Consider the following 12,642-nt stretch of genomic DNA (forward strand, 5'->3'; position numbering starts at 1 on the left):
CCCCCTGATTTAAAAATAAATGTATTTTTAATAAGATAAAAGGATAACACAGGACTTTATAGTTTTAATAGATTTGATAATCAAGTAAATTTTTGAGCAAATTCACTTGATTATCAAGCTTTTTCGCTGAAATATTTCCAGATATTTCATTTTTTATCGCCTAATTGGTAGCAAACAACCGTTTGCGCAGTAATACATTGTTAATCATGTACATACAACTTATAATTTAGATTGTGTTGTACAAATCAACATTAACAAAATAATATTAACCCTAAACCCAATTAAACATGATTAAAAATCACTTTACCCTGTTTAGACTTACAATTGCATCTTGTATGGTCTTGGCCATGGGTTGCAAAAGAAACAATTTAGAGCAGGCGGAGTCAAAAAGCTACAAAGCTGAAGCCTTGGCTCATTCTGTAGAAGGTAATCCGGCCTATGCCTCTACCCTGGGTACAAATGTGCAGGAGTTTAACGAACTGCCCAACATCCAGGCGGAATTCAACAGACTGAAAGTCAGAGTACCATGGACGGACTACGAAGCTACAGGAATCTATGTAGCACCCAACACTACGTTTACTCTTACTGTACAGCAACTTACGGGAACACGTTTACCTACATTACTTGTAGGTACAAAACTTCGTGCCTCGGATCCGGGAAATCCAACGGAGGTGCAACTTACAGCAGGATCAAACAGCATTTCCAGTGGACAATATGGAGGTTTACTTTGGGTCAGGTACAACACTACACAAACACCAAACGGCAAAGTAAGGATCACGTTCAATAGCGGTCACCAAAGAGCCGCCGTATTTTTTAAAAACGTGACCACACAAGCAGTATGGACCAATCAATTGTCAACTTACACAGCCCCTGATGTATTGCTTGTTGGGAATAGAGTGATACAGATCATTAGCAGAAGTACCGCCCAGACTTATCAAGCACAAAACAACAATTTTGTAATCTCAACAGCTGATAACATTTGGGATTGGGAGACTCAAATCTCAGGTTTGGACGGAAGTGCACCGCAACACCAGCTGCCGGTACACAACCGCATGCTGATGGTACAAACGTTATTTCAGGCGCATTGGTACGGGGTTGCGGTAAATCACGCCACGGCTTATTACCCGGGCGCTACCTCTGAAGTATTCACACCGCTTATCGCTCAAACACAAGGCTGGGGGGTATGGCACGAGTTTGGTCACCAGATGCAACAACCGTCATGGTATTGGGGTGAGTTGACTGAGGTAGCTGTCAACATTTATTCTCTAAAAGCAGAACGCGAACTGGGCATTTCTCCATCGCGCTTAAAAAGAGATAATATCTGGCCTCAGGTACTAACTTATTTGGCCAGTACAGCACCTGCCAAAAACTTCAATTCTACGACAGACAAAGGAAACTGGGCCTTTACCATGCTCGCCATGTTCCACCAGCTGTATTTGGCTTATGGAGATGATTTTTATATTAAACTGCATAAAAAGACCAGGGTAGATAACCCAAGCAACACCACAGAATTCCAGAAGATGCGTTATTTTATGCTTTCATCATGTCAGGTAACCGGACGTAACCTTACCAATTTCTTCCGCAACTGGGCGTTTAAGACAGCCACGGTAAATGGCAGCGCAGTTTCCCTGGAAAGTGTATACACAGAAATTGCCAATCTAGGTCTTCCTCAACCAAGTGTAGAGCCTAGTACTTTAACTGAAGACAATGTATTGCCAATTCAAAATGGAGGGATCTATAAAATCGCCACCGCAATCAACAACACCAGTTTAATCGATTGCAACAGCTCAGCTCCGGTAAATGCCACTCCAATTACGTTATGGACTGATAACGGTGGCGGGAATAACCAAAAATGGTTAGCAAGAAGTGCTGGAAGTGGTTATTTTATATTTAAGTCTTTAGCAGATACCACCAAAGTAATGGAAGTAAAAAATGGAACGTCTACCGCCGGAACAGTCATTCAAATGTACACGGCGAATGGCACAAATGCGCAGAAATGGAAACCGACCACAACTGACAACATTAACTACACCTTATCGCCGGGAAATGCACCTACTTTAGTTCTTGATGTGAATAATTCGAGTACCGCAAATGGTACTATCTTGAAAATCTGGACTTCTAATGGAGGTACTGCACAGAAATTCAAATTTGTGAAGCTCAATTAAGCTAAAATCTTTGATCAGCAAACCGCAGGCGCGATATCATTTTCGTGCTTGCGGTTTATGATTTCCTACTTTCTTAAAATCTTTTCCATTGCCTTACCTTTTGCCAGTTCATCTATCAGCTTATCCAGATAACGGATCTGCTGCATAAGGGGGTCTTCGATTTCCTCTACACGATATCCACAGATGAGCCCGGTAATTTTGGATACATTAGGATTGATCTGCGGTGCCCCAGCAAAGAAGGTTTCAAAGTCTGTCCTGTTTTCGATCAGTTGCTGCAATGATGGTTCATTATAACCCGTAAGCCAGAAAATCACTTCATGCAACTCTGCAATTGTGCGACCTTTTTTCTCCACTTTCACCACGTAATGCGGATAAACGCTGGCAAAAGACATCTTAAATACTTTGGTATTTTTCATTTCTACTGTAACTAAACATTCTCTTATTGGCAATAACTCATCCTCTCTTTTGATTACTTTCTGCTATCTTAAATCTAAGAAAAATTCCTACAGCACGTATTCTCCGTTAATCGGTTTAATGGCTTCCGGGATGTCCTCTGCGCCAATCATTTCCAATAGATTTATTTCGATGGTGCGGGTAATCTGGTTGAGCGGTACACCTGCAGAATTATTGGTAAAAGGATCGACAAGGCTCATACCGTTGATCTGGGTAGAGACAAATACAAAACTGATGATCCAGCCCAGAAAAATCGAAAATATCCCCGCGCTGTCACTGATCACTAGTGTAAACGTGACCACGAACAACCAGATAAACACTTTAGTAAGATAGGAATAAGTAGTAGGAAATATGGTGTTTCGGATTCGCTCACTCATACCCATAGAATCACAAAAGCGCGTCAACATCTCATTAATTTCAATGAACCTGAACCCATCGATATGTCCTTCTGCCGAGAGTTGCTGCAGTTCACGTGCCTGTATCATCAGGATAGCATTGTGTTTGTTACTTGCAGCAGCGATTTCCTGTTCGTCTTCATCGTTCAGGTACCGGTGTGTCGTATCATTAACGGTTCCCCTCAGATAAGACTTCAGGGCATATAAAAAACCTATATGACGATAGATCATCCTGTGACAGATCTCCCTTTCGCCCCCGGTGTAGTTGATCAGCGCTCTAGCAAATGAACGCGAATCGTTGACCAGCGAACCCCACACCTTACGCGCCTCCCACCATCGGTCATATGCCTGGTTGTTGTTGAACCCGACAAAAAAGGCGATTGCAGTACCCAGCAACGTAGGTATAATCGCAGGGATAGTGAAGTGATTGGCGATTAAATATTCCCTGATCATATAAGCCCCAGTGCAGGAAGCCAACATGATCAGATCTACCCTCCAGGTATTACGGATGATCCTGCTTAAGCGAATATTTGAATTGATCAACATAGTATTATTTTTATGCTCGATTAAGCAATCCAAATGCCAGAGACGAATTCTTTATATGGATGTCCACAACCAAGTTGCGAGTTGGTATAAACCATAAAACAGTAAAGCCAGCACTATGACCAGCACAATAATGACCACGACAATGATATTTTTTCCGCTTCCCTGATGCTTACCCTCCAGATAGTGTGCTTTCATCAATGCAATATTCCGAGAATTGGCTTTAAAAAAGAAGTCGAATATTTGACCAACGATAGGAATCGCGCCTATAGTTGCATCCAGCAAGATGTTTAGCGACATCAATACCACAAGCTTGTTGCTAGCCCCCTTTTTGGCCATAGCAAGTAGCATTCCCGCAGAAATCACCAGTCCGGCCATATCACCAGCAATCGGAATCAAATTGAGTATAGGATCTAGTCCAAAACGAAATTTTGTGCCTGGGAACCTAAACTGCTCATCCATTAAATAGGAAATCTTGCTCAGAAAAGGGAACTTGTTATTGCTGTTGTTCATTTTAATACATCTTTAACGACAACAGTCATGGTTCGTTATTGTTTCATTCCCTATACTAAACCTCCAGTTTCCTCGCAAACCAACTATCGTCTTTTGAACGTTGATAGGTGCGCCAGCTTTTAGAAGAGAACCTAAATGGCAGTGCCCCCTTTAATGCATTGATATAGTTAAGCTCACCCTCGTTTAATTCCTCAAATGGCAATGCGAACCAGACTGAAACAGTTTTACTTGAATTGGATAAACGTACGTATACTTCAGACTGGGGCTTTCTAATCTCCACAACAGGCAGTTCCTTTTGACCTGGCAATACCTCACCAGTTTCAGGATTTACAAAGTAGAACCGCCACAGGATAGCAATCAATAAATTATCATCCGCTGTAATCAAACTGATTTTTCGCTCCAGCGACCGGGATGATACATTCCATGAAACCAAATTCTTGCGAATCGCCATATAACTCCAGAAATGGAAACGAGGAAATCCAAAACGCAGGCTGTTTTTTAGTAACTGTCCCAATTTAAACTGAGTCATCGAAATACTGACATATGAAGTTTTACTATCAGTATACAAAGCTATAAATTGGGTTATTGAATCAAATATCTCATCGTTACTATGCTTATTTAATTGATGTCCACCCCCTGACTTTAAAGGGAGACCATCGTAAACGATAAAAGACTTCAACACACTCATGATGATGCTGTATCTGCGTAAACATCCAATTTATTCATGCTATAAAATATCTCTGAAAGTAATGAAATTACCAGAACAACAATAGAAAAAATCAATACTTTCATCCTATAAATCTATCATCATGTTTGTCTCCATAATAAAAAAGCTTCTTTTGCGCGACTTAGCCAAACTTCGTAGTGAAATCGAACTATACCGTGATGAGCAAAAGCTCTGGCGTACAGAAGGCGAAATCGCCAATTCAGCTGGCAATCTTTGTCTACATCTTATAGGGAACCTGAATACCTATATTGGAGCAGAATTAGGTAATACAGGATATGTCCGCGACAGACCATTGGAGTTTTCACTACGTAACGTGCCACGTACAGAACTTCTAAAAAGTATAGATGATACTATTGATATGGTAGCTTCAACACTTAACCAGTTAAATGATGATCGCCTAGCGGAAGAATACCCGCAGCTCATCGCCGAAGAAAAGCTGACTACAGGTTATTTCTTAACTCACCTGTCTACTCACCTTGCGTATCATCTTGGACAGATCAACTACCATCGCAGGCTTTTAGACAAAAATTAGTAAAATAAAAAAAGATGCTATTAAAACTTTGTCAATACAACAACTGGGCAAATTCCCTATTGGTGAATGCCCTTACTGAGGCTGTAGAAACACATGCCACTTCAATTCCGGACTATTGCATCACGTTGCTGAGTCACATCGCCAATGCGCAACAAATCTGGTCCAGCCGCATCCGCGGTACCGCACAAACGGTAAGCGTATGGCAGCTGCATGACCTAAACACATGTAAAAGCATGCTTCTAGAGAGCGGAAATGAGCTGAACGAGGTCGTAGAAAACGATCATGATAAAGACCGTATTATCATCTACAAAACCTCTACAGGTGCTGTTTTTGAAACCTCTGTTGAAGATATACTACTGCATGTTTTCAATCATGGCACTTACCACCGCGCGCAGATTGCCAGGCAAATGAAGGAAAGTGGTTTAGAGCCTGTCAATACAGATTATATCCAGTACGTAAGGATGTAGATTATTTTCACAGTTTACCTACCAAATAGGTAACCAACCCTGTGAACAAAATAGTTCCACACAGGATCATTATCAAATAATAATATGATTTTCTATGAGCCCAGTTGAAATCGAATCCAATTCCAAATCTTTTCTCAACAAAGACTGCAGGATCATCGGGGTTGTAATAAAATAAGCCAAGCTTCCAGTATTTTCGATCAGTTATTTTCATGTTTCAATTTAAGAAATTAAAATAAACTTTTAATGGTTTGGGAGTAGCAACATACATCACCATAAATAAAGCAAGTATTGTAACAAAATTCCCTCTTTTAGTCTAATCAAAAACAAAACTAGAAAAACATGGGACTATTTTCAGCCCTTATGGGCAATGCAGGAGCAGTCAGTAAAGACGACCTTTTGAAAAATTACGGAACACTACTGATTGAAAATGAAGAAATAGAATTGGGGTTCAAATTGATCAGAGATACCTTCATCTTCACCAGTAAGCGTTTAATCATTGTCGACGTACAAGGGCTTACAGGCAGCAAAACCGAATACGTTTCTATCGCCTACAAGTCAATATCCAGGTTTAGTATTGAAACTGCCGGAACGTTCGACCTGGACGCAGAATTGAAGATTTGGATCTCAAGCGAGCCGGTACCAAGTGTCAGGAAGAAATTCAACAAGTCTGTCAATGTATTTGATGTGCAGAAAGTGCTGGCTTATCATGTGCTTGGCTAGAAATCCAAAATCACAACAAGTACACCCCACTCCATAAATTATTATTTTTTAACAAATATTTATTGTAAATCAATAAATATTTGTTGTTATTTGCTTTACAAAAAATATAGCGACTAACCACTTTATAATTTTTTAACCAAATTATTTACAGATGAAAATAATAATCCCCTCTCAAAAAACCATCAACATTACCATTGGTGGTTTGGCCATACTTTTTATTGGCTTTGTAATATTACTGTTCCAGACTAGTCGCAGTACCAGTACTACAGGAACCACTATTATTTCAACTCATGATCTTACAGATCAACTGCCCCCTATTGATCCCGAAATTCCCCGTACGCTACCGTATGACCAGTATAAACAAAAAACTGACAGTATCCGCTTTAAACGGAAACTCCTAAATGGCACATTTGGAAATAGTGTTAGCTTACCTGGTATTGGAGCGAAAAAAGCATCTTCAGAAAATTTCGTTTTCGATCCAAATGAAAACCCTAAAAAAAGAATCTATATGATCATGCTTCAATGGTGGACATTGGACACGGGAACATGGGAAAATCCCATAAAATATTATGTGAAGGACGACAAAGCCTACTTAAGGAAAACGAAATGCCAATCCATAAAATCTAAGACAGCGAATTTAACTGCTTACAAGTGTAAAGAAATTGATGTACCCATTCCATTTCGTTACAATCCTGATAACAAAAGCATCATGATACCGGTAAGCAAAACTACTGTTGACGTCATGTTTATCATGTTTCCGATCTCTCTTGCAATTACTTTTATAGGGGTTATTTACTTCTTATTCGGCGGTTTCATTCAGTTTCTTTTCGAAATTGCGAGAGGCAATCCTTTTTCTGAAACCAATGTCAAAAGACTGAAGCGCATGGCCACTATTCTATTTGCCATTCCCATATTTTTATTTTCATTCAACTCGCTGCTATACCTGATTTTCCAACGCTATTTCACTCCTGATGTCAAGATGAGTGCTGATATATGGGCTTTTCTGTGGAAACCTGCAATATTAGGTCTTATCTTTACGGCATTGTATTTCGCATTCAGACAAGGAAAAAGACTAAAAGACGAACAAGACCTAACGGTTTAAGCTATGGCAATAATTATAAACATTGATGTGATGCTCGCTAAGCGAAAAATGTCTTTATCCGAATTGAGCGAAAAAGTAGGAATTACCATTTCAAACCTTTCGATTCTTAAAACAGGCAAAGCCAAAGCCATTCGGATAGAGACGCTTAATTCGATCTGTAGAGTGCTGGAATGTCAGCCCGGAGATATCCTGGAGTATTCAGAGATAAAGAAATAATAATAAATATTACTTTTATCTTCGGAGGAATATATCAAGAGATCATGACTAACGGATTTAAAATAATAGGAATTGCGACGAGAACTACCAATAAGGACAATCAGGCTCAGACCGATCTGGGCAAGCTTTGGGGAGACTTCTTTGCTAAAGATTTAATGAATAGCATTACTAACAAATGCTCGAACGAGATCTTAGCGATTTATACGGATTATAAGAGCGACTTCACAGAAGAATACACCACAATTATCGGGATGCCTGTTGCTACGCTTGATGAGGTTCCTGCAGGTTTGGTAGGCCGTGAGTTTCCAGCGGAGAATTTCCAAAAGTTCATTGCCAGGGGCGATATGCCGCAGGCTGTTGTGGACGTTTGGATGGATGTATGGAACAGGGATGCGGAACTGAACAGGAATTATACTTATGATTATGAGCTTTATGGCGCCAAATCACAAAATGGCGCGGAGTCAGAAGTAGAGATTTTTATCTCTGTAAAGTAGCGGCTATGAGAAAGCTTATTTATGGGATCAACATTAGTTTGGACGGTTGCTGTGATCATACCAAGTTTAGCGGTGGAGATGATATTCACGACTATTTTCTCGCGTTGATGAAGAATACTGACACAGTGATTTACGGCCGAAAGACCTACGAGCTCATGGTTCCCTTTTGGCCGGAAGTAGCCCGCACGCAATCTATGGATAGTGCGACAAACGCTTTCGCTACAGTATTTGCAAGTCTTAAGCGCGTAGTGGTTTCACGAACCTTAACAGATACAGATGATCCACAAGAAACCATCATTCGGGATAACCTAAAAGAGGGAATCCTCAGGCTAAAACAGCAACCTGGCAAAGACATCTCTACGGGTGGTGTCGAATTGCCAGCAGAATTGATTAAACTGGGTCTGGTGGATGAATTCCACATAGTGGTTCATCCGGTTATTGTTGGCGAAGGGCGGCGACTGTTTACCGAAATGTTTTTGCCAGAAAACGTGGGTTTAAAGCTGACTAGTTCCGAAACGCTGAGTTCCGGGTGTATCGCGTTGCGGTATAGCAGCGGGAATATGAATGATGATATTTGATGTTTACTAAAAACGTAATAATAGGATTACTCATCCTTATCGTAATAGTTTTGATCCTTACTACACTTGTTGACCGGGTCATTCGGCAGTCCAATAAAGCACCGAGTTTCGTAAATCGGAAATTCAAGTATACCGCGCTTGAGCTTGTTTGGTATTGCATGTATTTGCTGATCTATTGTGTTCTGGGTATAGGCCTTATTTATATTTGTTTGGTCACCAAAAACCTCATTGTTATCATATTTTCACTGTTGGGCGGCTTTTTAATGAGCGCAAATTTTCTGTTATTTGTCAATCATGTTCTTCATGAAGTGCTTCAAAATGTATATATAGATCACGAACGTCGCTTACTCGTATCAAAACGATTGGGAAAATCAATTGAAATAGAAATGGACAACCCGTCGACGCAAAAGATACATTATGTGCCGCTATGGAGAACGGGGTATGGCCCTAGAAACTTCAAGTTATTCGGGGCGTTATTCAGCAAGACTATAATACGAAATGGCGGCACACAGATTCAATTATCGAGCATGAGAAATAAACGTTTACATTTATCTGAATACATCAGCGAAGGAAACACAAAGGTGATAAAACAACAAATCAATTTTATATTATAAGTCACCTATCTAGCAATAAATAGTTCAAACATGTGAGGGCTTTGATCTGTTGAACTAGAACAAAAATCTACAACCATGGAAAACACACACGATAAGAATAAAGATCTGAAAGAAGACAATACTCACCCTGCACCAAATGCCGATCCGGGTGCTGAAATTGAAACAGTAATCCCGAATGCAGAAAAGACTGAGCCTTCCACTGAAAACAACCCTGAAGCAGCCAAACCTGCTGCCGGATCTGATCAGAAAACCGCTGACATGGCTGATCATACTGACGATACCGATCGCCAAGATCAGCCCGAAATAACAGAGGAAGAAAAGGATAAACCGGAAATAACTGAAAAAGATGAACCTGAAACATCCGACGATAAAAGCGGAGAAAGCACAACGGACGAGCACGGAGTAGAAACCATAAGTCCTTAATTTTAGTCAGGGAATCTTGTCATTCTGTGTTATCATTCGCTACTAGTTTTATGTTTTGGAAATATCTACATTAAATGGAAACATAAAAAACACTACACCAAACATGTAAAAAACAGGCTGGAAAACGCATCTAATGGCTTTGTGCAAATTGAGATTGGCGATGAGCGTATCAGGGTAATAGATGATGCTTCCGACAGTTCTGTAAAGCTAAGTGAAGTGAAATCCGTAGATGAGATTCGGGATATTTACTTTCTAAAACTGAGCCCCGGACAAGTGCTTGTTATTCCTAAAACCATTCCTGAATTAAATAAGGAGATAGAGACTATAATTCAGAAATTCAATATAAAGCATGTTCAGGATCTTGGTTGGAAGTGGTAAAATGGCATATACAATTGTAATCACTTTAAATAACGTTTGAAGATATAGACGATAAAAACGGATTGGTTATGCAAATTCATAGAAAAATTGGCAGTGTCTTAGGAGCTGCTGGAGTCATTATGTTCTTCATAGGCATATATGGATTTACCACCTATATACCAAACCGCTTTTTATCCAAGCTGGCGATGGCTAGTTTTATGCTCTGGTTTCCAACACTCATAATAGGGATCATTCTGATTTCCATCAAAACCAAACGATAGTCACTTACTTCCCAATATTTATGAGTGATCTTGACATCAGCTTGGTAAGAGTAAAATCGACATCGCCTTCCTCAATTGCAAGTTCCGATATTTGTTGTAAAATGGCTCTCATCACTTAGACCTAACTGTAAACTTCCTAACGATGAAGACTATGATGGCCCCACCACCTATTAAGACTCCATAGGTTAAAGTCCAGGTAATCAACTTCGCTAATAAAGACGCGAGCTTAACCGCAGAAGGGTGATCTACGCCTTGACTCAATTCCGTACCTGACGCATTTATAACAAACGAATTGAAGAATTTATTACTGGCAATTTCAGCCGCTGCTTTATTCTCAGAAAAAGTAAAAAAGTGTATTGCAATTAACGCATTATTTATAAATATGATTCTTTGAAATCTTAGATAAGGAACATTTGGATTTTGAGTAGAAGTATAGACAAAATCGATGCCTTTTAAGCCCTGGGTGTCAAATGCTTTTTTACTTATTAACTTACCATTAGTAACTCTTAAAATACCTTTAATAACGCCCTCGTAATATTCAGAAAGCTTAGCAGCATCTAACACATCGTCCTCCTCTTTGCCCTCTCTTATAGCTACCAGATAAACTGCTAAAGAGTCGACATATTTATAGCAATTTTGTCCTAAGGTATCTATGTGAACAGGTTGCCCTGGAAAGACTACCGATGAATAATCAGTTACCTTTTGCTTATAGCCAGTTTGAGCTGACGCAAGATGGCCCATTAGAAGTAGAATGACGGAGAGTGTAAATTTCATGAATTAAAGATAAGATTAAATGAGGAAGAAGAACGTTTAATCGGTCGCTATAAGCTTTGCAGGCTTGGAAATTATTTTGATTGAACTGCTAAGATTATACTATAAGGATGGGTAATGGCCTAGTAATCCAGTTGGAAGGGCTCTGAACTGAGAAGGTCTTTAAATAAAAAACCCGAGGCTTGCTCGGGTTTTAAATGTTCTTTTTTTTAAGTGCAGGACTAATGCTTTGTATAGCCGGGCACTGTAGCACAAAGGTAGTGTTAATGTTGATAATTGCAAAACATATTAACATTAGAAACTTATTGTGATTACAATTTATAACCAATTTTTGTTTCAATCACATGCTTAATCGGATCATTATCATGGTGCTGACGAAGCAATTCGTCCAGCTTATCTTTTAAGTCATTTTCTTTATTTTTGGATATTTGAGCGAGTAAATAACGTATTGCTTTTATCGAAGCATCTAAAGAGTGACGATTGCTAAAAAGATAATTGTTACCAGGTATCTTATTTATGCCTAAGGGCTGAGACAAATCAAATAAAACCCCGCCATGTGAACACATATTACGAACATAAACCACGGATTGAATAAAATTATCAAAAACCTTTAAAGACCTTAGGTTATATGATAAAGCTATTTTTTGTTTTAATGGTTCATCTTTCAAACATCTAAATAATTTAAGACTGGCGCCGAACGTCATGAATTCAATAGTTTTCCAAGCAGGTGCATACTTATCATTTATGTATTTTTTATGATGCTTATCTATTGGTTTGTTATTTCTTTTGAAATCGTCTGTGTAGAATTTATGGAAATTTGTTATGTAACCTGCAGCTACTACTTTGCTGTCTACGAACCAGGTAGGTGAGTTCGGGTGCTCATTTGAAACAAGATAAACTATTTGGGTACGAAAATGCACCTCTATGCGATAAATATATTTTAGAAGTAGTTCTCTTAAATCAACATCCAAATAATATAAAGAAACTACATCTTCGAATTTTGTTCCCTCCTTTAAATTGTGCTTATCATCACATTCAAAGCAGTTCCAATAAAAGCCGAGCCTGTAATAACCGATATCAAGTAGTATTTCTTTGGCTTTGAGTTCGTCCGCTATCACCATACCACGACTTTTCAGTATCTGGATCTGTTCATCAACAGTTGTTGCTTTACTAGCCATGGGCGTTTTATTTATTTTGGATGCAAGTATATTAAGCAATCCGCTCACATCCAAATAATATATGCCAATATTCCGGAAAGTCTGATAGTGATGATTTGATGGCGAACGCTAAA

General features: G+C 39.3%; 18 protein-coding genes. 11 read left to right on the forward strand and 7 right to left on the reverse strand.

Annotation, left to right across the window (positions count from 1 at the left end; genetic code table 11):
• Window positions 1-287 precede the first annotated feature (287 nt).
• Window positions 288-2,165: a M60 family metallopeptidase gene (locus FA047_RS06510; RefSeq protein WP_136835192.1), complete on the forward strand. Its 1,878-nt coding sequence runs from the start codon at window positions 288-290 to the stop codon at window positions 2,163-2,165.
• A gap of 65 nt (window positions 2,166-2,230) precedes the next feature.
• On the opposite strand, the gene FA047_RS06515 is transcribed toward FA047_RS06510, so the two are convergent.
• The 4 genes from FA047_RS06515 to FA047_RS06530 form a co-directional block, all read right to left on the reverse strand.
• Window positions 2,231-2,581 carry a DUF2200 domain-containing protein gene (locus tag FA047_RS06515; RefSeq protein ID WP_136835193.1) on the reverse strand — a complete coding sequence of 117 codons (351 nt, stop codon included), beginning with the start codon at window positions 2,579-2,581 and terminating at the stop codon, window positions 2,231-2,233.
• A gap of 87 nt (window positions 2,582-2,668) precedes the next feature.
• Window positions 2,669-3,592 (reverse strand): bestrophin family protein, encoded by a 924-nt coding sequence (locus FA047_RS06520; protein ID WP_449415935.1) that lies wholly within the window; start codon window positions 3,590-3,592, stop codon window positions 2,669-2,671.
• Between the two features lie 18 nt (window positions 3,593-3,610).
• Window positions 3,611-4,069: a DUF4112 domain-containing protein gene (locus tag FA047_RS06525; protein ID WP_136835195.1), complete on the reverse strand. Its 459-nt coding sequence runs from the start codon at window positions 4,067-4,069 to the stop codon at window positions 3,611-3,613.
• Window positions 4,070-4,124: 55 nt separating this feature from the next.
• Window positions 4,125-4,757, reverse strand: a complete 633-nt coding sequence (locus FA047_RS06530) for a hypothetical protein (RefSeq protein ID WP_136835196.1) — start codon at window positions 4,755-4,757, stop codon at window positions 4,125-4,127.
• A 151-nt stretch (window positions 4,758-4,908) separates the two neighbouring features.
• On the opposite strand from FA047_RS06530, the gene FA047_RS06535 reads away from it, so the two are divergent.
• Both FA047_RS06535 and FA047_RS06540 read left to right on the forward strand, forming a co-directional pair.
• On the forward strand, window positions 4,909-5,328 hold the full coding sequence (locus FA047_RS06535) for a DinB family protein (protein ID WP_225872662.1): 420 nt from the start codon (window positions 4,909-4,911) through the stop codon (window positions 5,326-5,328).
• 14 nt (window positions 5,329-5,342) lie between these two features.
• Window positions 5,343-5,795 (forward strand): DinB family protein, encoded by a 453-nt coding sequence (locus tag FA047_RS06540; RefSeq protein WP_136835198.1) that lies wholly within the window; start codon window positions 5,343-5,345, stop codon window positions 5,793-5,795.
• A gap of 7 nt (window positions 5,796-5,802) precedes the next feature.
• Here FA047_RS06540 and FA047_RS20785 read toward each other — a convergent pair whose 3' ends face one another.
• Window positions 5,803-6,006, reverse strand: a complete 204-nt coding sequence (locus FA047_RS20785) for a DUF5808 domain-containing protein (RefSeq protein ID WP_225872663.1) — start codon at window positions 6,004-6,006, stop codon at window positions 5,803-5,805.
• Between the two features lie 128 nt (window positions 6,007-6,134).
• On the opposite strand from FA047_RS20785, the gene FA047_RS06545 reads away from it, so the two are divergent.
• From FA047_RS06545 to FA047_RS06580, 8 genes are all read left to right on the forward strand, one after another.
• A complete protein-coding gene (locus FA047_RS06545; protein ID WP_136835199.1) occupies window positions 6,135-6,515 on the forward strand; it encodes a PH domain-containing protein in 381 nt (126 codons plus the stop codon).
• Window positions 6,516-6,666: 151 nt separating this feature from the next.
• Window positions 6,667-7,617: a DUF2975 domain-containing protein gene (locus FA047_RS06550; RefSeq protein ID WP_136835200.1), complete on the forward strand. Its 951-nt coding sequence runs from the start codon at window positions 6,667-6,669 to the stop codon at window positions 7,615-7,617.
• 3 nt (window positions 7,618-7,620) lie between these two features.
• Window positions 7,621-7,833, forward strand: coding sequence for a helix-turn-helix domain-containing protein (locus FA047_RS06555; protein WP_136835201.1), 213 nt, complete (start codon window positions 7,621-7,623; stop codon window positions 7,831-7,833).
• A 44-nt stretch (window positions 7,834-7,877) separates the two neighbouring features.
• Window positions 7,878-8,327 (forward strand): GyrI-like domain-containing protein, encoded by a 450-nt coding sequence (locus FA047_RS06560; protein ID WP_136835202.1) that lies wholly within the window; start codon window positions 7,878-7,880, stop codon window positions 8,325-8,327.
• Between the two features lie 5 nt (window positions 8,328-8,332).
• Window positions 8,333-8,905 (forward strand): dihydrofolate reductase family protein, encoded by a 573-nt coding sequence (locus tag FA047_RS06565; RefSeq protein WP_136835203.1) that lies wholly within the window; start codon window positions 8,333-8,335, stop codon window positions 8,903-8,905.
• Between the two features lie 263 nt (window positions 8,906-9,168).
• On the forward strand, window positions 9,169-9,519 hold the full coding sequence (locus FA047_RS06570; RefSeq protein ID WP_136835204.1) for a hypothetical protein: 351 nt from the start codon (window positions 9,169-9,171) through the stop codon (window positions 9,517-9,519).
• A 75-nt stretch (window positions 9,520-9,594) separates the two neighbouring features.
• Window positions 9,595-9,942 carry a hypothetical protein gene (locus tag FA047_RS06575; protein ID WP_136835205.1) on the forward strand — a complete coding sequence of 116 codons (348 nt, stop codon included), beginning with the start codon at window positions 9,595-9,597 and terminating at the stop codon, window positions 9,940-9,942.
• 141 nt (window positions 9,943-10,083) lie between these two features.
• Window positions 10,084-10,320 (forward strand): YcxB family protein, encoded by a 237-nt coding sequence (locus FA047_RS06580; protein ID WP_169304340.1) that lies wholly within the window; start codon window positions 10,084-10,086, stop codon window positions 10,318-10,320.
• 371 nt (window positions 10,321-10,691) lie between these two features.
• Here FA047_RS06580 and FA047_RS06585 read toward each other — a convergent pair whose 3' ends face one another.
• A complete protein-coding gene (locus tag FA047_RS06585; RefSeq protein WP_136835207.1) occupies window positions 10,692-11,354 on the reverse strand; it encodes a hypothetical protein in 663 nt (220 codons plus the stop codon).
• 308 nt (window positions 11,355-11,662) lie between these two features.
• Complete coding sequence (locus FA047_RS06590; RefSeq protein ID WP_136835208.1) at window positions 11,663-12,529, reverse strand: Abi family protein; 867 nt, start codon at window positions 12,527-12,529, stop codon at window positions 11,663-11,665.
• Window positions 12,530-12,642: the final 113 nt, after the last annotated feature.

It is taken from the genome of Pedobacter frigoris (assembly GCF_005116445.1).
Taxonomy (GTDB): domain Bacteria; phylum Bacteroidota; class Bacteroidia; order Sphingobacteriales; family Sphingobacteriaceae; genus Pedobacter; species Pedobacter frigoris.